This window comes from Leifsonia sp. 2TAF2, from assembly GCF_052115085.1.
Lineage (GTDB): Bacteria > Actinomycetota > Actinomycetes > Actinomycetales > Microbacteriaceae > Leifsonia.
The window spans coordinates 348848-370489 of sequence record NZ_JBFRFY010000002.1 but is presented as its reverse complement, the minus strand read 5'-3'; the positions used below and the strand labels follow the sequence as shown (position 1 = coordinate 370489).

The window sequence follows — 21642 nt, the reverse complement described above, 5'->3', positions numbered from 1 at the left end:
CGCGCAGGACGACCACGTCGCCGCGCCGCGGCGCGCAGGAGACTATCGAGGGCGCCGCGCCAAGTGAGGATGCAGCGCCGGGCGCCTGCGCTCTCAGGTGCGGGATGGCGACGCGAGTCTCCGGGCTGCTTCGACGACGAACCGGCGACGTCGTGCGCACTCCTCCTGGTCGTTGGGCCCTGCGCCGGTGATCATCTCGGCGAGCTGCGGCACGGTCTGCCACCATGCGGCTAGGGCGATCAGCGCGAAGACGAGGTGAGCGGGATCGAGGCCAGGATCAAGTACGCCCTCCCTCTGGGCAGTCGCGAACCGTTCCACTTTCTCCTGATAGTGCATCGTGCGCCCGACCACGTCCGCGGGCGGGCCGTCCTGCAGCCCCTCCCACTGCAGCAGGCGGCCAAGCTCGGGGTGGGCCGCGTGGTAGTCGAACGTCGCGCCCGCGAATTCTCCGATGTCATCCAATCCGGCTCCGGTGAGGCGGACGGCAGCGGCGAGGCGCTCCAGCTCCGTCGCCAGCACGAGCTCCCAGAGCGCCTTCTTGTCGCCGAAGTAGCTGTAGAGCCGTTCCTTGTTCACCCCGGCACGGGCCGCGATAGCGCCGACGGTGGTGCCGTCGAAGCCCCGCGCGGCGAACTCGACCAGCGCAGCATCACGGAGTCGGCGACGCGTCCCCTCGGTGTCCCATGCCATGTCCCAAGAATACCAACGCCCCAGTTGGAGATTGTCCCCGAGCGCGCTAAAGTTCCAACCGTACCGTTGGAGTTGGGAGAGAGCCATGAATCAGATCGAACGTCTTCACGCCGAGATCCCTTCGCCCGCACCGAACTCGGTCGCGCTGGTCACCGGGGGAAACAGTGGCATCGGGTTCGCCATCGTGCAGCAACTTCTTGACCGCGGGGTGACCGTATGGATCGGCGCACGCGACCTCGAGAAAGGCCAGCTTGCGGTGAAGGAACTCGGCTCGAGTGCGCGCGTTGTGGAACTGGACGTCACCGATGCATCATCGGTCGCCGCCGCAGCGGAGCGGATTGGCGACCTGGACATCCTTGTCAACAACGCGGGGGTGAACCCGGGCCGAGAAGACATCACGGCCACCACGGTCGAGCAGTTGAGGACCGCTTACGAGACCAACGTCTTCGGCCTCATCGCCGTCACGCAGGGCTTCCTCCCCGCGCTCGGACGCTCGGCGCATCCTCGTATCGTCAACGTTTCGAGCGGTACCGGATCGCTGTTCTGGAACAGCAACCCCAATCCGCAGTTCGATTGGGAACAGGTCCAAGGCAGCGGCCTCGCCTACCGAAGCTCCAAGACTGCGGTCAACGCCGTCACCCTACTGACGGCTCAGGCGCTCGGCGACCGCTTCAAAGTCAACGCCCTCGCGCCGGGGCTGCGCCGGACGAACCTCATTGCCGGCATGTCCGTCGGCGGCGACCCCGCCGAAGCCGCCACAGGAGCGGTCCGCCTCGCGCTGCTCCCCGACGACGGTCCAACCGGAGCCCTGTGGTCCTGGGATGGCACCCGCGCCCCCTGGTAGCCGACGTCGGCAATCGGAGGGCTAGGCCGCGGCCTGTGGCATCGACTGAACGAGCATCGCGATGAGCGCATGCGGGCTCGTGTTCCACTTCGTTTGGGAAAGGTGTCCGCTGAGATCCACGCTTGCTATGCCGTGTGCGCTCGACATGAGGAGGGCGCCGAACCTCCGTGCATCTTCACCACCGACAACGTCCGCCACGATGGTGAGGAAGATGTCCTGAGACCATCCAGCGGCTTCCAGCACCGGCGCGGGATCGCTGGCCGGCGTTCCCCACATGAGGGCATAGAGGTGGGGCTGTGTCCGCGCGACGTCGAGAAGCGCCACCAATGCCGCCTCGAGCTTGGCGGTACTCGAACCGGGGCCATCGTGAACGGCAGTCAGTGTTTCGGCGACACGGGTCCATCCATCGACGACGAGTTGCGTCAGCAGATGCTCCTTGTCAGGGAAGTGTCCGTACGGGGCTCCCCGCGAGACCCCCGCGCGTGCGCTCACCGCCCGCAACGTGACTGCGCTCGGCCCGCCAGCGTCGAGAAGGTCAGCAGCGGCACGGAGGAGAGCGTCTCGCGTTGCCGCAGCGCTGTCGGCTCGAGTGACCATGCAGGAATCTTACTTGACAATGTCATCTGAACGCCGTCATAGTCTCCATATGACAATGTCACATAGAACTGAACTGATCGTCGTGTCCGGCGCTTCTACGGGAATGGGAGCGGCGACAGCGCACGAACTCGCCAAGCGCGGCTACCACGTCCTTGCGGGCGTGCGCCGACAAATCGACGCCGAGGCGATCCGAGAGGACGGCGTCGAACCGGTGATCCTCGACATCACCGCCCCTGAGCAGATCGAAGCACTCACCGAGCGCATCGCCGCCGACCCGGAGCGCCGTCAGTTGCGTGCGCTCGTCAACAATGCCGGCATCGCAGTCAACGCCCCCGTGGAGACGCTGCCCCTCGACCAGTGGCGTCGACAGTTCGACGTCAATCTCTTCGGGCACATTGCCGTCACCCAGGCCCTCTTGCCGTTCCTGCATGACAGCCGCGGCCGTGTGGTGAACATCAGCTCTCTGGGCGGGAAAGTCGCGATGCCCACCTACGGTGCGTACGCCGGGGCGAAGTACGCGCTTGAGGCAGTCAGCGACGCTCTCCGTCGGGAACTGGGGCCACACGGCGTCCAGGTAGTGGTCGTGGAGCCCGGCGGCGTACGTACCGAGATGATCGGCCACGGAATCGAGCGTGCTAAGGCCTTCGTAAAGGAGATGACACCCGTGAACCAGCGACGCTACGGAAGCCTCATGCAAGCGATCATCAACCAAGCTACAGCTTTCACCAAGAGTGGCGTGACGTCCCAGGCCGCGGCGACGGTCATCGCCGACGCGACCACCGTTCCGAAGCCGCGGACGCGCTACACCATTGGCCGAGACGCCGCGATGCTGACCCGTCTAGCCCGAATCCTCCCCGACACTGCGCTGGACCGCGTCAGCGCAGCAAATCTTCGACCGCACTACCCGAACGCCTGATCCGGGTCACGGGTCATCAGCGCGGGAGCAACGTCGCCAGCGGCTTGCTCCACACGCCCTCTCCGGTCAACGCCGTATAGGCGATGCGCTCGAGCGCCGTCGCGTGCGGGCGCAACGGAGCAGCCGCCACCCGCTCGGGCGTCGACCGGAACACGAACTTCGCGACGCTCAGTGCGCCATCCGAGTTCGAGGCGGTCGGTGGCACGTCGAAGCGCTCGATGAAGCGGCGCAGGTTGCTGGTCGCCGGAAGGTCATGGAGCCGGTCGTCGAACACCCAGCTCTCGCACACCAGAGGGGCGCCGTCGTGGAACCACTCGGCCGCCCGGGCGAACGCGTCGTCGACGGACTCCGGCGTCAGCGGGCCGGTCTCGGGAATGTGCACGTTGCGGCCGAACCGGCTGGGCACGACCTCGAATTGCAGGCGTCCCAGGGTGACGACCCGGCCCGTGAACACCGCCAGCAGCCAGTCGTCGTCGACCAGCTCGCCGTACAGCTCCAGCTTTCTGGGGATGTCGGCGAGCGAGGCCGCAGCGACAGGAGGAGGGAATCCCCGGGCGACGAGCGCAGCGACCGCCTCGTCGCTGAGGTCGTCCATCGCCGCCGCGAGCTCGTGCCGGTCGACACCGCGCAGAAGTCGCGGACGGCCGGACACGAGCATGCTGCGCAACGAATCGCGCGGTTCTGCCGTAGCCCCGGAAGCGCTCATCACGTGGGCTGGCCGGCGGCGAAGTACTCCACGAGGCCGGCATCGAGAGCGGGCACCGGCAGTGCGCTGCCGTCGCCCCGGAGGGAGAAGGTGGCGACCACACCCGTCGCGACGGCGTTCCGGGCGGCGACCGGGGATGTCTGCGTTTCGGCGCCGCTGCGTACGAACTCCAGAAACTCCGAGATCATGAGGGAATCCGCCCCGCTGTGGCCGCCGATCCCCTCGGACACCACGAACGTCTCGTCGGCCGGCGCCGCGCTCCCGTGTCTGCGATTCCAGAGCCCGACCTGCGACCCGGCATCGTCTCCGAAGTTCTCGATGCGCCCTTCGGTGCCGATGACGGTGTAGTTGCGCCAATAATCCGGGGTGAAGTGGCATTGCTGGTACGACGCAAGAACCCCGTTGTCGAGCACCATGTTGACCTGCGAGATGTCCTCGACGTCCATCACCGGGTTGAGACCTTCGAGTGCGGTGGGTGGCCAGTTGTCGAGGCTGAACCAGTCCTGCATGCGCTCCCCCGCCCGGTCCCGCCGGTCGTCGATCGCGCCGTAGACGCTCAGGGAACCGATCGCCTGTACCCGGCTCGAATAGCCACCGGCGAGCCAGTGGATGACATCCAGGTCGTGCGCTCCCTTCTGCAGCAGCAGCCCCACCGACTTCGACCGATCGGCGTGCCAGTCCTTGAAGTAGTAGTCCCCGCCGTTACCGACGAAGTGGCGGCACCAGACCGCCTTGACCTCGCCGATGCGGCCCTCCCGGATTAACTCGCGCATCAGCGTGATCACCGGCATGTGCCGCATGTTGTGGCCGACATACAGCCGCGAGCCGGTGCGATGGGCGGCTTCCAGAATGCGGTCGCAGTCGTCGATCGAGATCGCGAGCGGCTTCTCGCAGAATGCTGCCACGCCGGCTTCGAGCGCCGGGATGACGACGGCCGCGTGCTGGTCGTCCGGCGTCAGGACCATGACGGCGTCGAGGTCGAGAGCGAGCAGCTCGTCGAGGCTGTCGGTCACCGTAGCATCCGGAAATGCCTCGCGGAATTCGTCGCGCGACCGATCGCTCAGGTCGCAGAGGGCGACGACGACCGATCCCGCGCCCGGGCGGTGCGCCTCGCGCGCCACGCTGCCGCGGTTGCCGTATCCGACGACGCCGATCCTCAGGTCCACCGAGTCTCCTTCCGATCCCGTATTCATCGGCCGGGCAGCGCCCGGAGCGCATCCGCCGCCAGCGGGGCCCCCGATACCTTCGCGGCATAGAGTGCGGCCCCCACGTCCGGCTCATAGCGGGGTGCGCGCAGGTCGTACCCGGCGTGGAGGGTGTCCAGCTTGGCGGTGAACGCGGCGAGCACCAGGTCGGACCGGAACACGCCGCCCGAGTACGAGACGGCGACCTCGTCGCCCGATTCGTAGCCGAGTTGCCGGCGGGTGGCGTCGACCAGGCCGGCTAACTCCGCGCCGGCTGCGGCGAGGATGTCCGCGGCGACGCCGTCCCCCGCGGTCGCCGCCTCGGCGACGGTGCTGGACAGCGCCGCGATCCGGGTGCGCTCCTTCTGCCAGTCGGTGAGCACGAGCCCGATCAGATCGAGGTCGTCCGCGATTCCGGTGTGCTCCTTGATCAGGTCGTAGAGCGGGCCGCGTGGAAGGCGGCCGTCGCTCATCCTGGTGAAGGCGTTGAGGCCGTGCGAGGCGATCCAGTAGCCGGATCCCTCATCCCCGAAGAGCTCGCCCCAGCCGCCGACGCGGACACCCGACCCCTCCCGCTCGCCGTAGGTCATCGAACCGGTACCACCGACGACGTTTATGCCGTCGGTCGCGCCCAGGGAGCCCGCCCAGCCGCAAACCATGTCGTTGACGCAGACGTAGCGGTCCTGGCCGAGTGCGGCCAGAGGGACCGCGTCCAGCGTGTCCCGGTCGGTACTGACTTCCCCGTAGCCGGGCAGCCCGACCACAGTGAACGCAATCGCACCGGCCGGTATCCCGGCCTGCCGGCAGATGTCGTCCACACCGTCGGCGAGCGTCCGGGTCACGGCCTCGACGCCGAGACGGTAGTAGTCGCTGCTCGGCTGCCGGGACCGTGCCAGCACGGATCCCTGTGCATCGATGAGGACGAACGCCGTCTTGGTGCCCCCGCCGTCGATGCCAAGGAAGGGGCTCACGCGACCCCGCTCGCGGCTCCGTCGAGGGGGTGCAGCCGCACGCCCTTCACCACGCGGTTGACGTTGCCGCTCGGGAACGGATTGTCCGGTGTCGTCCCGACGCGCAGGGCGAACGAGAGTCCGAGGATCTGAGCGACGACGACATACACACTGGCGAGGAACGAATCGTTCACTTCGTGCAAGCCTTCGAACGCGACCAACTGGCCGGCCGCCGTGGTGACGCCGTCGGGTGCGACCGCGATGACGCGGGACGGATCCAGTGCGCTCCTCAGTTCTGCGAGGATGTCGAGGTCGTACCGGCGGGTGTAGGGGTCGGACGAGATGAAGACGACGACGAGGGTGCGCTCGTCCAATACGGACTTCGGGCCGTGCCGGAAGCCGAGGGCCGAGTCGTAGTAGCTCACGACCTGTCCGGCCGTGAGCTCCAGGAGCTTGAGGGCGGATTCACGCGCGAGTGCGGTGAGCGGCCCGCTGCCCAGGTAGACGACGCGATCGTACCGGTCATCGGCGAGCTCACTGATCTCATCCCAGCCGACCTCGACGATGCCGGCCGCGGCCGCGACGAGAGGCGCGACCTCCCTGGAGCCTCCGCCTCCCAGAACCAGGAGCACCGAAAGCAGCATCGAGGTGAAGCTCGACGTCATCGCGAAGCCCTGGTCGTTGGCGGCGGCGGGCATCAGCAGCACGTAGGACTTCTTGCGGCCCTGATGCTCCTGATTGAGCTGACCCGCCGGGTCGCACGTCACGATCAGGTGGCTCACGTCGCTGAGGGACTCGTCGGCGAGCCGTGTCGCTGCGACGCTCTCCGGACTGTTGCCGGAACGCGCGAATGAGATCAACAGGGTCGGGACGTCTTCAGCGAGGAACTCGCGGGGGTTGGAGACGAGGTCGGTCGTGGCGATCGCCTCGATGCGTCGTGACAGCAGGCGCGACAGCTCAGGCGCGGCGACTCCGCCGACGAACGCGGACGTCCCGGCGCCCGTGAGCACGATTCGCAGGTCGGATCGGTCGAGGAGCGGGGCGAGGAACGTGTCCACCTGGGCACGTTCCGCCTCGACGTTCGCCGCAGCCTCACGCCACACTTCGGGTTGTTGGCTGATCTCGCCGATGGTGAATTGAGCGCCAGTGATCTCGGCTCGTACGTTAGTCGGGCGTGTTTCAGACAAGGAGTTCCCTCTGGTTTCGTGCGGTGGTTGGACGTGTGGCGGTGGCGTACGGACGCAGGGCATCCCGGATCTTGTCGGTCACGAGTGAACGCGGCTCGGGATCGAGTTCTCCGGCACGGACGCGGACGTATTGGTCCGGCAGGAACTGGGCGATCAGTGGAAGCGGCAGTGTCCTGCCGGAGAGGTTGGCGTAGAGCACCGCTTCGGCGGACTCGATCGCGGGGTCGGGCCAGTAGTAGCGCAACCGGTCGCTGTAGCTGTAGCGGCGAGCGATGCGCTGCTCGTCCTCGTCGCCTTCGTAGTAGCTCTGCCAGTACCCGGGTTCTGCCAGCATGCGTTCCTCGATCACTCCGACGAGGTTCGAACGCCCAGCGGCCGGCACTAGTTCGTCTTCGATGGCCGCCAACGCGAACAGCGCCTCGCGCATCGCATAGGTGAGGCCCGGTCCGACCTTCAGGATGGCCCAGTGGTCTTCGACCAGTTCGGTCAGTCGCGACTCCAGCTGGTAGTCGGTGGAATGCGCCTCGAAGACCATCCCAGGTTCGTCATCGAGCACGGCACGCAGATCATGGGTGCGGTCGCGCTGGTAGTCGATGACCTGGAGGTGGTCGAACTCCACGCCGGGCTGCACGACCAGGGCGATGATCCGGGGCCACGCGCCCAGCACCCCGGCATCCGCAAAGGCCTCGCGGTGTCGTTCCAGTGTCCGCCGAGCCGCCTCGGGCGACGTGGGGGTCAATTCCGCCAGCGTCTCGTGCGCGCCGCCGGGCACCGGCACCTCTGTGCCGATCACATAGAGCTGGCGGCCCTCGATTCCGAGGCTCCGGGCTGTCTGCTCGGCGACACGGAGCAGCCGGGCGCTCCGTTCCGCGACGAGATCGTCTCCGAGCGGCACCGGATCGCCGCTGCACGACATGCTGCAGTCGAGGTGGATCTTCGTGTAGCCGGCCTCGACGTAGGCGGCGACGAGGGCGTCCGCGTTGGCGAGAGCTTCCGCAGCCGGTTGCCCCTGCCAGCGGTTGGGTCCGAGGTGATCGCCGCCGAGAACGATGCGGTCGCGGGGAAAGCCCCGCTGGTCCGCGATCGAGAACACGAGTTCCCGGAAGTCGGCCGGGCGCATCCCGGTGTAGCCGCCGAACTGGTCCACCTGGTTCGAGGTGGCCTCGATGAGGACGAGGCTCGAATCGGCCGCGGCCTGGGCGATAGCCGCTTCGAGGACGACCGGATGCGCGGAGCACACCGAGTAGACCCCGACCGGTTCACCGGCCTTGTGCCGCCGGATGGTCTCCCAGAATTGGTCGGTCATGCTGCTCCTTCAGAGCGTCGCGGGTCGGCCACCGACGGGTCGGAGGCGAGGAACGCCCTGATGCGGCCGGTGAAAGCGACATTGAGGGCAGTGGTCGTGGCGAGGCTCATGAGGCGAAGCGATCGTAGTGCGACGGGTCCGCCGCCACGGCGTCGTCGAGGATGCCGCGAGCGGTCTGCGCGTCCGGCACGAGAGGGTCGAGGGCGAGCGCCTGCAGGGCGAGCTCGCGTGCACCGCTGACGGCGGCCTGGACGGTGAGCTCCTGTTGCTGGGCTCGCGCCGTCAGCACGGCGGCAACCGCATCGGGGAGGCGGCCGACGGAGACGCCGTGGATGCCATGGGCGCCGACGACGGCAGGGACCTCGACGACGGCCTCCGGCGGCAGGTTCGTGATCACACCGGCGTTCGGCAGGTTGACGGCGAGTTCGACGTGTTCCTTCCCCGTCTGCAGCGCCTCGGCGATGGCCACCAGGCGTTCGGCCTCCTGGTTCCGGGCCGGTGCGAGAGGCTCGGTTCCTTCGGCCTGGGCGCGGAGCGAGTCCCACAGCCGGCCCTTCTCGTCGATGTACTCGCGCGTCATGTCCTGGCCGCCCTGAAGACCCCAGCCGAGGGCGCCATCGCCGCCGAGGGCGAGGTAGCCGGAGAAGAACTCGGACACATGGCGGTCGCCCGGAGCGGGGTACAGGCCGAAGGTCCGCATCAGATCCGCCGACACGGCAGAATGCACGCCTTCGCTGCGGGAGGTCTGAGCGTCCCGACCGCCGGCTCGCTCGCGCACCAACTCGCGCAGGCGCGGGTACAGATCCTGCGAACCGGATCGGATGTCGAGGAGCCAGCAGAGGTGGTTGAGCCCGGCGAACAGCGCGCTCACCGACGCCGGGTCGACACCGAGGTCGCCCGCGAGCGCTGCCTTGGTGTGCATCGTGCCGTGGCAGAGACCGACCGCATTCACCGGCGTGTGCTTGGTAACGGCCCGGACGTTCGCGGTGAGCGGGTTGCTGTAGTTGATCAGCTGCGCGCTCGGCGCCACATCGGCGATGTCCGTCGCGATCGCCAGCAGTTCCGGGATGTGACGAAGCGCCCGCAGTGTGCCCCCTGGCCCGACGCTGTCGCCGACGGTCTGGTGGATGCCGTAGGCCTCCGGGATGTCCAGATCGGCCCTCCAGCCGGCCGCAGACCCCACCGCGATGGTGGTGGCGACGAAACGGGCGTCGCGCAGCGCTTCCCGCCGATCCGCGACCGCTTCGACGGTCATGGTGGAGCCGGCCGCTTCGGCGATCCTGCGGCCCAGACGAGCCATCGTCTCGGCCGCTTCCGGGACCACATCGACCAGGCGCACGGCGACGCCGTCGAACGTGCGCGACCGGGCGAGGTCGTTCAGCAGACCCGGGGTGAACACGGTGCTCCCGGCACCGATGAGGACGAATGCCTCATGCGCCACGGCGCGCTCCTTGCTCACTTGACGCTCCCCGTGAGGAGTCCGCTGACGATGTACCTGTTGAGCAACACCGCGATCACGGCGGGGACAGCGACGGCGATCACGCCCGCGGCGCTCATCAGCGAGTACGGCACGGTGTGCCGGCCCTGGAGCGCCGCAATGACCACCGTGAGCGGCTGCGTCGACAGGTCGCTGGAGAGCACGAGCGGGAAGAGGAACTGCGCCCACGCCGAGAGGAACGTGATGATGGCCACCGAGACGATGCCCGGTCGGGCGAGCGGCAGCACCACGTGCCAGAGCACGCGCATCCTGCTCGCGCCGTCGACCTGACCGGCCTCTTCGAGCGCGATCGGCAGGCTGCTCATGTAGTTGTACATGATCCAGGTCGCCAGCGGCAGGAAGCCGGAGATGTACACCAGCACGATGCCCGTGTAGGTGTTGACCAGTCCCAGCCCCGACATCATCTGGTAGAGCGGGATCAGGGTGGCGTACGCGGGGAACGCCATCGTCGCCAGCACCGCATAGAACAGCACGTCGCGGCCCCGGAACTTCATGCGGGCGAACGCGTAGGCCGCCAGTGTCGCGAGCACGACGGTCACGATGGTCGCCGCGGTGCACTCGATGAAGATGTTGAGCATCGACCGCCGGACCGAGTCGGCCAGGTCGCCGCTCCCGCCGAGCAGCGTCATGTAGTTCGTCAGGGACGGGGTGGGCGGCAGGTAGTTCGCCGGCTTTGCGCTGATCTGCGCATCCGTCTGCAGGCTTGTGTTGAGCACCCAGTACAGCGGCGTCAGCGTCCAGATCAGGATGAAGGCGACGCCGATCGGGCGCGCTATGGAACGTCTTCTCATCAGAACTCCACGGGGCGGTAGACGAGTCTCACGACGCCCAGCGACACGATGAGCGTGGCGAGCGTGATCAACAGGGACAGCGCATAGCCCTGACCGAAGTCGAGGTTCTGGAAGCTGATGAAGTAGGTCTGCATCGTGACCGACGAGCCGGTCGCGGCCGCGCCGTTCAGCACGAAGGGCTGGTCGAACACATTGAGTGTCGCGATCACGGCCTGCACCATGGCGATGGCGATGCCCGGCCGCGCGAGCGGCAGCGTAATGCGGCGGAACATGTTGAACCCGGTGGCGCCGTCCAGAGAGGCGGCCTCGTAGAGCTCACCCGGGATGTTCTGCAGCGAGGCCAGCACCAGCAACGCCGACAGCGGCGTGATCTGCCAGACCTGCACGAGTTCGATCGCCAGGATGGTCACGAACTGGTTCTGGCCGAGGAAGACCTGGTAATGGTCGATCAGGTGCAGCGACGACAGCACACTGTTGAGCAGACCGTTGTTGCTGTCCCAGATGCCCGACCAGACGATGCCCTCCACGACGCCCGGGAGCGCCCACGGCAGAATCAGGATCGCGACGAGGACCGAGCGGCCGCGGAACGGCTTCTGCAGGGTCACCGCGAACAGAATGCCCAGCGCGGTCGAGAGCAGGACGCCGATGATGACGTACAGCGCCGTGTTGCCCATGCTCGCGACGACGGCGGGGTCGTTGAACAGCGCGACGAAGTTGTCGATCCCATTGAAGTGGTCGGGCGGATTCAGCGGCTGGATCTTGAAGAACGCCTCGACGAGCGTGATACCGGCCGGGACGAGGGCCAGGCCGATGATGAAGATCGCGAGCGGTGCGACCAGGCCGTAGGGCAGGAAGTCGAGGCGGCGGACGAGCCGCGATCGCGATCGGCCGGGGCCCGCCGCCGGCCGGGGCGGACCCGGTCGGCGGGGGGACTGGAGGTCGACGCTCAAGAGCCGTTCGCCAGCTTGGTGGCCTGCGCAGCGATGGCCTTGATCGCCGCGTCGACGCTGATGGTGCCGACGGCGGCGGAGTGCAGGTTCGTGCTGACAGACCGCGAGAACTCCGGGTACCAGGACGGCGCACCCGATGCGAAGACCGGCTTGGACTTCGACAGCAGCTCACTGAGCTCGGCACCCTGGGCCAGCTTGCCGTTCTCCGTGAGGATCTTCATGGCCGACAGCCGCGACGGGGTCGGGTAGTTCGGCATCACCTTGTCGGGACCGTTGGCCCCGGCGAAGTCGGCCTGGTTCTCGCTGGCGGTGATCCACTCGATGAACTTGGCCGCGGCGGCTGGGTACTTGGCCTGCTTGGGGATGCCGATGCCGTCCGGGTTACCGAGATTGCTCGTGGTCCCGTCGACGCCCGGGGTCGGGATGTAAGCGGTCTTGCCGACGACGTCGGACGAGGCGGGCACGTCGTACAGGCTGCCCACGTTGCCCGAGTAGTCGGAGAACGTCGAGGAGACGACGCCCTTGGCCATCAGGTTCTGCATGCCCTGGGAGTCGGTGACGTTGATGTTGCCGGCCGGGACGAGTCCGTCCTTCAGCGAGTCGACCATCCACTTGGCGGCCTTGTACCCGCCGGAGTCGGGGCTTGCGAACTGCGGCTTGCCCTTCGAGTCGAGCACCGTGCCGCCGAACGCCTCCGTCGCCTCGTACCAGTAGGTCGACAGACCCTCGGCCGCCGCGAACGGAATGTTGAGCGGAGTGGCGGAGACGCCCTTGGCCTTGATCTGCTTGAGGTCGTCTGTGTACTCGCTCATCGTGGTCGGCATCGTGCTGATGCCCGCCTGCGCGAACTGATCCTTGTTGACCGTCGTCACCATGTAGGAGGAGTCGAATGGGATGCCGATCACCTTTCCGCCGGACACGAACGAGCTGAGCTGCGGCATGTCCGACTTCAGCTTCTTGGTGTCGATGTAGTTGTCGATCGGATAGAACCAGTCCAGCCTGCTGAGCTGTCCGACGCGCGACCAGTCGACGTCGGTGACGTCGGCGAAGTACGTCTTCGAGGTCGCGGCTGCCGCGATCTTGGTCTGCAGGTTGTCCCAGTCGATGCTCGTCCACTTGACGGTGATGCCCGTGCTCTTGGTGAACGCGTCGAGGGCCGCCTTCGGTGGCGCGGGGTTCATCCATGCGACCGTGATGGTCACGCCCTTGGTCTGGTTCGATCCTCCGGCGGAACCGCCGCCGGTGCATCCGGTCAACGTGAGTCCGAGGGCGACGGCACCGGCGATGACGGCGTTTCGGGTATGGCGTCTGAGCTTGAGCGTCATTCTGCTCCTCCTTGGGCATAGGGAGCGTGTCAGCAACGATGCTGAGCGACACGCGATGCGAGCAACGATGACATGCGGTGCGCGCGGATTCAACAATTCGCGAGGGAAAAGCGCGCATTTCGGCCAAATGGACATTTTTGCCGCCACGAATTGATCGCACGCGCACTTCGGCTGCTCATTCGCTATAGTTCGACTGTGCAGCGCAAAGAACGTCTCCATCACATCGTTTCCGCCATCGTGGACAATCTCTCGATGGAAGTGCCCGAGCTCGCTGCACAGTTCGACGTCTCGGAGGCAACGATCCGGCGTGACCTCGAGCTGCTCGAAGAGCAACAGCTGGTGAGCCGCACGCGCGGAGGCGCTACGACCCACGTCGCGTTCAACGACCTCCCGCTCGGGTTCAAGACCTCGCAGGATCTGGACGAGAAGCGGCGGATCGCGCACAGCGCGCTCGCCTTCCTCGAAGGAGCCCGGGTCGTCGGCATGACCGGCGGGACGACCACGAACGAGTTCGCCAGGCAGCTGCTCACGCGCCGCGGCCTGACGGTCGTCACGAACGCGCTCAACATTGCGACAAGTCTGGTGACCAGTCCGGGCCTCCGGGTGTTCGCCGCCGGAGGCGAGGTCCGCAGCAGCAGCCAGGAGGTGGTCGGCCCGAGCGCCGAGGCGTTCCTGTCCGAGTACAACATCGACGTCTCGTTCCTCGGGGTGGACGGCGTGGACACCGAGGCGGGCTGCACGAACTACGACCCGATCGGCGCCCGGGTGAACGGGGTCATGCGCGCGCGCTCCCGCATGACGATCGTGCTGGCGGACGCCACCAAGATCGGCCGGGTCGCGCTGGCGAGCGTCTGCTCGATGGACGAAGTGGACGTGCTGATCACCGACTCCCGTGCGCCGCAGTCCGCGGTGGATGCCATCCAGCGTCGAGGGTGCCGCGTCATCTGCGCCTAGCCCTATCGCTGCGATAACGCGCAGAAAACTGCAGGTTTTGTGCATATTGTTTGTGCGAATAGCGCACTCGTGCAATATTGGCCGAATGGTCAAAGTAGCCTTCATCGGCGCCGGGAGCGTCGAGTTCACCCGCAACGTCGTCACCGATCTCTGCAGCTTCAGCGAGTTGCAGGGCGAGTTCGAACTGTCCCTCCACGACATCGACGCCGAACGCCTCGGCTACGCCGACGCGCTGGCGAAGCGGATCAGCGCCCAGCTGGGAGCGGATGCCCGCGTCACGTCAAGCCTCGATCGCCGGACGGCCGTGGCAGACGCCGACTACGTGGTCAACGAGATCCAGGTGGGCGGCTACGCCGCGACCCGCAAGGACTTCGACATCCCGGCGCGCTACGGCGTCCGCCAGACCATCGGCGACACGATCGGAATCGGCGGCATCTTCCGCGGACTCCGGACCATCCCAGTCCTCACCGGGATCGGTCAGGACCTCGCCGAGGTGGCCCCGGACGCCTACCTCCTCAATTACAGCAACCCAATGGCGATGCTCCCGTGGGCGGTCTCGGCCGGAACACCCTTCTCGCGTGTCGTCGGCCTCTGCCATTCCGTGCGCGACACCCACCACCTCCTCGCGGAGCTGGTCGGTGTGGCGGAGGACGAGATCACGTTCGAGACCGCCGGCTTCAACCATCAGGCGTTCGTCCTGCGGTTCGAGCGGGAAGGCGAGGATCTGTACCCGCGGCTGCGCGAAGCGATCGACGGCGACCCCGAGCTTCAGCGTCGCGTGCGCGTGGAGCTCTTCCGCCGGTTCGGATACTTCCCCACCGAGTCCAGCGAGCACAGCGCCGAGTACGTGCCCTGGCTCATGCACAGCGACGCCGCCATCGAGCGCTTCCGCATCCCCGTCGGCGAGTACCTCACCCGGTCGGAGCGGAACATCGAGGAGTTCGACGAGACCCTCGCCACCCTGCAGGCGGAGGGCGAACTGGATCTCCAGCCGACCTCCGAGATGGCCTCCGAGTTCATCCGCGCCCACGTCACCGGCAAGCCGGCGAGCCTGTACGTCAACGTGCAGAACGACGGACTCATCGAGAACCTCCCCGCAGAGTGCTGCATCGAGGTTCCCGGCGTCGTGGACAAGGATGGTCTGCACCCCCAGGCCGTCGGCGCCCTGCCCCCGCAGCTCGCCGCGCTCAACCGCACGTTCCTCAACGTCGTCGAGCTGACCGTCAAGGCCGTCCTCGAGGGCGACCGCGAGCACGTCTACCACGCTGCGCTGCTCGACCCGAACACCGCTGCTACTCTCGGCATCGACGACATCCGGAGCATGTGCGACGAGCTGCTGCAGGCGCACGGTGACCTCATCCCCGAGGCCCTCCGCCTTCCCTGACGGAGCAGAGTGAGAATAGGCATCCTCGGCACGGGGCCGATGACGACCGCACTCGGTGCCCGGCTCGTGCGAGCCGGGCACGAGGTCGTCATCGGCTCCCGTGAACAGGCACGCGCTCGGTCGCTGAGCGCGGACATCGGTGCCGCGGGCGCTGGGGACTACCGCTTCGCGGCGCGGGCGGACGTCGTGATCGTCGCACTGCGCGACACAGAGGTTCTGCAGATCGTTGAGTCCCTCGGCGACATCCTCGCCGGCAGCGTGGTGATCGATCTCAACAACCCGCTCGATCCTCCGTGGTTCGAGAGCCGGTACGCCGGAGCGGAGTCGCTCGCCGAACGGCTGGCGGGCGTCGCTCCGGGGGCCAGAGTCGTGAAGGCGTTCAACACGGTCTATGCCGAGTGGCTCGCCGACGGCGCTGAGGCGCGCTTCCCTGCAGTGCAGGTATTCCTGGCCTCGGACGACGAGGGCGCGAAAGACGCCGTCGCCGCGCTCGTCCGGCAGATCGGCGCGGAGCCTGTCGATGTCGGACCGCTCCGGACCGCACGGCAATTGGAGAGCCTGGCCGGATTGGAGGTCGCCCTGGTCGACCGCGGCTACGCGCCGTACGTCGGTTTCCGGCTGGTCGCCGGGCTCGATGCATCCCCGACGGCCGGGGCCACATCATGACGTTAGGTCGCTGAGCGCTACTCCTTCGGCGGCGTGGGCTCGCCGAGCGACAGCATGAGCCGGTTGGCCCAGTTGAAGAACGCGGCGCCATTGATGGCGTCGATGATCGCGACGTTGTCGAGGCCGGCCTCCCGGAGCGCCCGGATGTGGTCCGGACCGAAGTCGTTCGGGATCACGGTGAGGGCAACGGACGCGTCGATCACGGCGCGCCACTGCGGGTCGTCCTGCTCCGCGGCGGTGCCCTCATCGAGCAGGCGCTGCACGTCGTCGCGGCGCTTGGAGTGGTGACTGGCGAACCGGGAGTGCACCGACGCGCAGAAGATGCAGCCGTTGGTGCGCGAGGCGCTGGCCGCGGAGAGTTCACGGAGGGCGCGCGTCAGCCCGCCCTTCTCGTTGTAGAAGATGTCGTTGTCGGTGCGTGTGCGGGCGCCGAGGATCTCGGGGTCGCGGACCAGCAGCCTGAAGTATGGGCTGTTCGCACGTCCCTTGTCGACGAGGCCGTCGTAGTGCCGCTCGGTGAGGTCCTCCAGCGGCAACGGCTCGAGCCATGCCTCCCAGCCGAGTTCGGCCTGCGTGAAGGCGTTGGGCGCCTCGAACGTGTGCCGCACGACGTGCTCGGCGGCTACCTCTTCACTGACGATCTGCTCGCTCATGCGAGTTCTCCTTTCAACACGGTGAGACCGGCGACCACACGGAGCTGGAAGCTGAGGAAGGCGACGAGTTGCGACAGCGTGACGATGCCGGTGGTGGTCCATCCGGCGTCGAGCAGACGCTGCAGCGCGTCGGCGGAGGAGTCCCGCGGCCGGTAGACCAACAGATGCGTGTGGGCGAGCGCCGCGGCGAGACGCGCGCCCAGGGCGGCGGTCAGTGCGGCGCCTGGCTCCCAGAGCAAGCCGGCGACGTTCTCGACGGTCAGCGGCCCATCGGGGTAGTCGCCATACGGGCCGGAGGTCACCGCGCCCGGCAGGGCCGCGTCGAGCGCGGCGAGCGTGGCGCTGTCCTCGGCGGCGAGCAGGCCGCCGTAGAACTGGGCCGTAGGCGACTGCGAGAGCGCGACCGTCCAGTAGCCGAGGGCGAGTCGCTCGAGCCGTGTGACGTTCTCGGGCTCAGTCGCGTCGTCCGGCGCCCCGAACAGCGCCTCGAAGCTCGCCTGCGCGTTCGCTCGGGCGTTCGGCCGCTGGTCACGCAGCGCGTCGAGGGGGTCGCCGGGGGCGATTCCGACGAGCCGGTCGATGACATCCGTCACGGTAGTTCCTTTCGATCTGTCGAGCCGTTCAGGCCTGGTCGGGCGACCAGCCGAGGAGTTCGGGTGCGACGCGCGTCGCGATCAGTTCGAGCGAGCGCAGCACGGCCTCGTGCGGCGGATCGATCGGATGCGGCTGAAAGGCCACGTCGGTCGCCCGCGCGAGGATCGCGTCGGTCCGAAGTGTGACGAGCACCTGCTCGGGCGTGCCGACGTGGATGTCGAGCCAGGCCAGCAGCTCGGCATCGCTCACATCGCTGGGGAGTTTGACGCCCTGCGACGCGAGGAGTGCACGGCTGCGGTCGATGCCGCGACGGATCCACTCCTGCGCTTCGGCCTCGGTGTCGACGACGAGCGCCGAGCGCGAGGCGAGGATTCGAGGCCGCACGCCAGCAGGCAATGCTGCCAGGTAGGCGTCGACGATGGGGCCCTGCAGCTCGGGCGACGTAGGGCCTGCCCAGACCTGCCGAGGCTGAGTGCGCGAGAGCATGAGACCGTTGCCGCGGCGTCCGATCCGTTCCGCACCGGCGACCGAGAATGTCGCCTCCCAGATGGCGTCGAGCACGTCGGGGGCCGATGGGTAAAGCGCCCCGCCGTCGGTGGTCAACTCGTCGCCGCGCAGCGCGCGCACCAGCGTCTCGCGGTGGCGGTCGTAGACGGCCGCGCGGTCGGCGGAGTCGTGGCCGAAGGGCGGGAAGGACGAGGGGGTGCCGCCCGATCCGATCCCCAGTTCGAGCCGGCCATCAGAGAGCAGTTGCAGCACCGCCGCGTCCTCGGCCACCCGGAGCGACGCTTCGAGCGGCAGTGTCACGATGCCGGTTCCCAGGTGGATGCGCGACGTGCGCGCCGCCGCCTGGGCGAGCAGCACGAACGGTGACGGCAGGCCGCCCTCGTCCTGGTGGAAGTGGTGCTGGGCGACCCATACGCCGTCCAAGCCGAGCTCTTCGGCGCGCACGAATTGGTCGAGCGCGTTCCGGTAGCGCTGCAACGGTGTGCCGTCATCGAGCAGCCGAGTGAAGAATCCCAGCCGCGTGCGTCCTGCCGTCTCGTTGGTCACTCGTGGGCTGCCTTTCCGAGGTACGCCTCTTGGATCTGGGGGTCGTCGAGCAGTTCCCGCGCCGTGCCCTGCAGCACGATCGCGCCCGTCGCCAGTACGTAGCCTCGCGAGGCGATGGAGAGCGCCAGCTCGGCCTGCTGCTCGACGAACAGCACGGCGACGCCGAGGTCGCGGTTGATGCGGACGATCTCGTCGAGCACCTGGTCGACAAGTTTCGGCGAGAGCCCCATGGTGGGTTCATCCATGCAGATGAGCTTCGGCCGGCTCATCAGGGCGCGGGCGAAGGCGAGCATCTGCTGCTCGCCGCCGGACAGGGTGCCGGCCTGCTGCTTGCGGCGCTCCCCCAGGCGCGGGAAGTGCGTGCGCATCCGCTCGAGGTCTTCGGCCACGCCGGCTTTGTCGCGCCGGGTGTACGCGCCGGCGATGAGGTTCTCGTCGACCGTCATCTCGGGGAACACGCGGCGTGCCTCGGGTACCGAGGCGATGCCCGCCTTGACCCGTCGCCGCGTCGAAGCGTGGGTGATGTCCTCGCCGGCGAACCGGACGGTGCCTGACTTCGGTCGGACGAGCCCGAGGATGGTCTTCATCGTCGTGGATTTGCCGCTGGCGTTGCCGCCGAGCAGCGAGACGATCTCGCCTTCGCCCACCGTCAGGCTGTTTCCGCGTAGCGCGTGGAACGGGCCGTAGTAGACGTTCACGTCATCCAGTGCGAGCAGCTCGGTCATACCAGGTCCACCCCTCCGAGGCCGCGGCGGCGCCCGAGGTACGCCTCGATCACGGCCGGGTCGGTGCGCACGGCGTCCGGCGCTCCTTCGGCGATGATGCGACCGCCGTCCATGACGATGATCCGGTCCGACACCCGCATCACGAGGTCGAGCTTGTGCTCGACCAGCAGGATGGACTGACCGGCCGCCTTCAGCTCGAGCAGCTGCTCGAGCACCTCGGCGGTCTCGGACGGGTTCATCCCGGCCGTGGGCTCGTCGAGCACCAGCAGCTTCGGCTCGAGCGCGAGTGCCCGCGCGATCTCGGTGCGGCGCCGGTTGGCGTAGCTGAGCGAGTATGCGGGGTCGTCGCGGCGCGGGCCCAGCCGGGCCTCGAAGCGGTCGATCTCCGCCTCGACGGCCGCCTGGATGCGCTTCTGCTCCCGTCTCGACGCGGGCGTGCCGAAGATGGCGATGAAGAGTTCGGCCAGCAGCGGGATCCACCGCAGCAGGAACACATTCGACAGGGACCGGAACGGCCGGTTGGCCTGGAGCGTGGAGTGAAGCCCCACCTCGATGTTGTCCGCGACCGACAAGGTCGCGAACACCCGCCCGTTCTGGAACGTGCGCGCGATGCCGTGCTCCGCGATGCGTGCACTGTCGGCGCGGTCGATGCGTTCGCCCTCGAGGGTGATCGTCCCTCCGTTCGGTCGGAGCGCTCCCGTCACCAGGTTGAGCGTGGTGGTCTTGCCCGAACCGTTCGGCCCGATGATCGACACCACCTCGCCGCGCGCCACGGCGAACGAGATGCCGTCGACGGCCGCCAGTCCCTCGAAGTGCCGCTCCAGATTCTCGACGTTCAACAGTGTCTCGGTCATGAGTTCCTCACCAGGATCCCGCCCGGGCGGAACCTCACCACCAGGATGAGCACCAGGCCGTAGACGATGATCCGCAGCTCGGGCGTGAAGCGCAGCAGCTCCATCGCGCCGATGAGGATGATCGAGCCGACCACCGCGCCGTACGGGAGGCTGATCCCTCCCATGATCACGATGGTGACCACCAGGAGCGACATCAGCATCGTGAAGATGGTCGGGTCGATGTACGTGTACTGGTGCGCCAGCAGCGAGCCGCCGATCCCTGCGAAGAATCCCGAGACGGCGAAGGCGAGCGCCTTGTAGTTGCGCCCGCGCACGCCGGAGGCCAGAGCAGCCACCTCGTCGGACCCCACCGATGAGATCACTTTGCCCAGGTGCGAACCGCGGATGCGCCACATCACCAGCAGCGTCACCACCAGCACGCCGAAGTCGATCAGGTAGTAGGCCTGCGGCGAGTTGAGCGGGGTGCCGAACCAGTCGGGCACGGGAATGTTGTACAGACCCTGAGGCAGCACCAGCTGGATGACTGCGACGATCGCGATCCCGAGCCCCAGGGTGGCGATCGAAATGTAATGCCCCTTCACCCCCCAGATCGGCGAAGCGAGGATGGAGGCGACGACAGCCGCCACGATGCCCGCGATCGGCAGCGCGACCCAGAACGACACGTGCACGTACAGCGTGAGCAGCGCCGACGCGTACGCGCCGATCGCGATGGGGCCGGCCTGCCCGAGGGCCAGCACGCCCGCCTGGCCCGCCGTAACCGTGAAGCCGGCTCCGATGATCGCGTAGATCAGCACCTGCGTGCCGGTGGTCAGGACATAGTCGTCGGCGACCAGCGGTATCACTACACCCGCGAGCACGAACGCGGCCGGCCACACCCAGCGCGGGATGCGGAGCGGGCGCCCCTTGCCGAGGAACGTGCCCGTCAGCGGTTCCGTCGAGATCAGCGGGACCTTGCCCAGCAGCCCTCCCGGCCGAACGATCAGCACCACGATCAGGATGACGAAGACGATGATCTCGCGCGCCGTGTCGCCGAAGAAGTGGATGCCGAAGGCCTCCAGGATGCCGAGGACGAAACCGCCGATCACCGCACCGGCGAGCGACCCCAGGCCGCCCAGCGTCGCCGCGACGAACGCGGTGAGGCCGACGTCGAGCCCCGAGTTCGGATTCGCCACCCCGACGTACAGGGCGATGAAGACACCAGCCAGGCCGCCGAGCGCGGACGCGATCACGAACGAGACGTGCTGCACCTGGCCGACCGGGATGCCCATCTGGAGCGCGGCCTCCTGATCCTGCGCGGTGGCGCGGATGGCGCGGCCGACCTTGCCGTATTTGAGGAACAGCGACATCACCACCATCACGACAGCGGTGGTCCCCAGCATCACCAGGTCGGAGGTGCCGAACCGCATGTTGCCGATGTGCAGGTTCGAGGTCGGCAGCACGTCCGGGAACACCCGGAACTGGGCGGTGAAGGCGATCTGCGACGTGTTGTCGAGGATCTGCGCCACCGCGTAGGTGGAGAGCATGGCCGCCAGCGGTAGGAACTTGGCCAGCGGCCGGACCACCGTGATGTTGATGATCAGGCCGAGTAGGCCGCAGATGGCGAGCACCGCGAGCAGCGCCAGCCAGAACGGCAGGCCGATCTTGACGATGAAGAACCAGGAGAGCATCGCGCCGAGCCCGAAGAACGAGAACTGAGCGAAGTTGACGACGTTCATGACGCCGAAGACCAGAGAGATGCCGACTGCTCCGAGGGCGTAGACGTTCCCTCGGAGCAGGCCGGCGATCAGAGTATCGAGCATGATGTCAGTGCAAGCG

General features: G+C 67.6%; 22 protein-coding genes. 5 read left to right on the top strand and 17 right to left on the bottom strand.

Annotated elements, in window-relative coordinates; all coding sequences use genetic code 11:
• Window positions 1-93 precede the first annotated feature (93 nt).
• Window positions 94-690 (bottom strand): TetR family transcriptional regulator, encoded by a 597-nt coding sequence (locus AB4Z18_RS14060; RefSeq protein WP_441783352.1) that lies wholly within the window; start codon window positions 688-690, stop codon window positions 94-96.
• Between the two features lie 85 nt (window positions 691-775).
• On the opposite strand from AB4Z18_RS14060, the gene AB4Z18_RS14055 reads away from it, so the two are divergent.
• Window positions 776-1534 carry an SDR family NAD(P)-dependent oxidoreductase gene (locus tag AB4Z18_RS14055; RefSeq protein ID WP_441783351.1) on the top strand — a complete coding sequence of 253 codons (759 nt, stop codon included), beginning with the start codon at window positions 776-778 and terminating at the stop codon, window positions 1532-1534.
• 21 nt (window positions 1535-1555) lie between these two features.
• On the opposite strand, the gene AB4Z18_RS14050 is transcribed toward AB4Z18_RS14055, so the two are convergent.
• Window positions 1556-2131: a TetR/AcrR family transcriptional regulator gene (locus AB4Z18_RS14050; RefSeq protein ID WP_441783350.1), complete on the bottom strand. Its 576-nt coding sequence runs from the start codon at window positions 2129-2131 to the stop codon at window positions 1556-1558.
• Window positions 2132-2186: 55 nt separating this feature from the next.
• On the opposite strand from AB4Z18_RS14050, the gene AB4Z18_RS14045 reads away from it, so the two are divergent.
• On the top strand, window positions 2187-3047 hold the full coding sequence (locus tag AB4Z18_RS14045) for an SDR family oxidoreductase (protein ID WP_441783349.1): 861 nt from the start codon (window positions 2187-2189) through the stop codon (window positions 3045-3047).
• Window positions 3048-3063: 16 nt separating this feature from the next.
• On the opposite strand, the gene AB4Z18_RS14040 is transcribed toward AB4Z18_RS14045, so the two are convergent.
• The 9 genes from AB4Z18_RS14040 to AB4Z18_RS14000 form a co-directional block, all read right to left on the bottom strand.
• Window positions 3064-3705, bottom strand: coding sequence for a hypothetical protein (locus tag AB4Z18_RS14040; RefSeq protein WP_441783348.1), 642 nt, complete (start codon window positions 3703-3705; stop codon window positions 3064-3066).
• A 47-nt stretch (window positions 3706-3752) separates the two neighbouring features.
• Window positions 3753-4946: a Gfo/Idh/MocA family protein gene (locus AB4Z18_RS14035; protein ID WP_441783347.1), complete on the bottom strand. Its 1194-nt coding sequence runs from the start codon at window positions 4944-4946 to the stop codon at window positions 3753-3755.
• Window positions 4943-5908, bottom strand: a complete 966-nt coding sequence (locus tag AB4Z18_RS14030) for a BadF/BadG/BcrA/BcrD ATPase family protein (protein WP_441783346.1) — start codon at window positions 5906-5908, stop codon at window positions 4943-4945. Before AB4Z18_RS14030 ends, AB4Z18_RS14035 begins: the two co-directional genes overlap by 4 nt.
• Window positions 5905-7074 (bottom strand): SIS domain-containing protein, encoded by a 1170-nt coding sequence (locus AB4Z18_RS14025; RefSeq protein ID WP_441783345.1) that lies wholly within the window; start codon window positions 7072-7074, stop codon window positions 5905-5907. The genes AB4Z18_RS14030 and AB4Z18_RS14025 overlap by 4 nt, the downstream gene beginning before the upstream one ends.
• Window positions 7067-8380 carry a D-tagatose-bisphosphate aldolase, class II, non-catalytic subunit gene (locus AB4Z18_RS14020; RefSeq protein ID WP_441783344.1) on the bottom strand — a complete coding sequence of 438 codons (1314 nt, stop codon included), beginning with the start codon at window positions 8378-8380 and terminating at the stop codon, window positions 7067-7069. Before AB4Z18_RS14020 ends, AB4Z18_RS14025 begins: the two co-directional genes overlap by 8 nt.
• A gap of 106 nt (window positions 8381-8486) precedes the next feature.
• Entirely contained in the window at window positions 8487-9821 is a 1335-nt protein-coding gene (locus AB4Z18_RS14015; protein WP_441783343.1) for a family 4 glycosyl hydrolase, read from the bottom strand.
• 14 nt (window positions 9822-9835) lie between these two features.
• Window positions 9836-10669, bottom strand: coding sequence for a carbohydrate ABC transporter permease (locus tag AB4Z18_RS14010; protein ID WP_441783342.1), 834 nt, complete (start codon window positions 10667-10669; stop codon window positions 9836-9838).
• Entirely contained in the window at window positions 10669-11619 is a 951-nt protein-coding gene (locus tag AB4Z18_RS14005) for a carbohydrate ABC transporter permease (protein WP_441783341.1), read from the bottom strand. The genes AB4Z18_RS14010 and AB4Z18_RS14005 overlap by 1 nt, the downstream gene beginning before the upstream one ends.
• Window positions 11616-12944, bottom strand: coding sequence for an ABC transporter substrate-binding protein (locus tag AB4Z18_RS14000; RefSeq protein WP_441783340.1), 1329 nt, complete (start codon window positions 12942-12944; stop codon window positions 11616-11618). The genes AB4Z18_RS14005 and AB4Z18_RS14000 overlap by 4 nt, the downstream gene beginning before the upstream one ends.
• A 72-nt stretch (window positions 12945-13016) precedes the next feature.
• On the opposite strand from AB4Z18_RS14000, the gene AB4Z18_RS13995 reads away from it, so the two are divergent.
• From AB4Z18_RS13995 to AB4Z18_RS13985, 3 genes are all read left to right on the top strand, one after another.
• Window positions 13017-13898, top strand: a complete 882-nt coding sequence (locus tag AB4Z18_RS13995; protein WP_441783339.1) for a DeoR/GlpR family DNA-binding transcription regulator — start codon at window positions 13017-13019, stop codon at window positions 13896-13898.
• 85 nt (window positions 13899-13983) lie between these two features.
• Entirely contained in the window at window positions 13984-15282 is a 1299-nt protein-coding gene (gene melA, locus AB4Z18_RS13990) for an alpha-galactosidase (protein WP_441783338.1), read from the top strand.
• Window positions 15283-15291: 9 nt separating this feature from the next.
• On the top strand, window positions 15292-15948 hold the full coding sequence (locus AB4Z18_RS13985; protein ID WP_441783337.1) for an NADPH-dependent F420 reductase: 657 nt from the start codon (window positions 15292-15294) through the stop codon (window positions 15946-15948).
• Window positions 15949-15965: 17 nt separating this feature from the next.
• Here AB4Z18_RS13985 and AB4Z18_RS13980 read toward each other — a convergent pair whose 3' ends face one another.
• From AB4Z18_RS13980 to AB4Z18_RS13955, 6 genes are read right to left on the bottom strand one after another with little or no spacing between them, the layout of a single operon-like run.
• Window positions 15966-16601 (bottom strand): alkylhydroperoxidase domain protein, encoded by a 636-nt coding sequence (locus AB4Z18_RS13980; protein WP_441783336.1) that lies wholly within the window; start codon window positions 16599-16601, stop codon window positions 15966-15968.
• Window positions 16598-17194 carry a CMD domain protein gene (locus AB4Z18_RS13975; RefSeq protein ID WP_441783335.1) on the bottom strand — a complete coding sequence of 199 codons (597 nt, stop codon included), beginning with the start codon at window positions 17192-17194 and terminating at the stop codon, window positions 16598-16600. Before AB4Z18_RS13975 ends, AB4Z18_RS13980 begins: the two co-directional genes overlap by 4 nt.
• Window positions 17195-17222: 28 nt before the next feature.
• The gene (locus tag AB4Z18_RS13970) at window positions 17223-18248 is read right to left on the bottom strand and encodes a putative FMN-dependent luciferase-like monooxygenase (protein WP_441783334.1); all 1026 of its coding nucleotides are present in this window, start codon (window positions 18246-18248) and stop codon (window positions 17223-17225) included.
• Entirely contained in the window at window positions 18245-18973 is a 729-nt protein-coding gene (locus AB4Z18_RS13965; RefSeq protein WP_441783333.1) for an ABC transporter ATP-binding protein, read from the bottom strand. Before AB4Z18_RS13965 ends, AB4Z18_RS13970 begins: the two co-directional genes overlap by 4 nt.
• Window positions 18970-19827 (bottom strand): ABC transporter ATP-binding protein, encoded by an 858-nt coding sequence (locus AB4Z18_RS13960; protein WP_441783332.1) that lies wholly within the window; start codon window positions 19825-19827, stop codon window positions 18970-18972. Before AB4Z18_RS13960 ends, AB4Z18_RS13965 begins: the two co-directional genes overlap by 4 nt.
• Complete coding sequence (locus AB4Z18_RS13955; RefSeq protein WP_441783331.1) at window positions 19824-21626, bottom strand: ABC transporter permease; 1803 nt, start codon at window positions 21624-21626, stop codon at window positions 19824-19826. Before AB4Z18_RS13955 ends, AB4Z18_RS13960 begins: the two co-directional genes overlap by 4 nt.
• Window positions 21627-21642 lie beyond the last annotated feature (16 nt).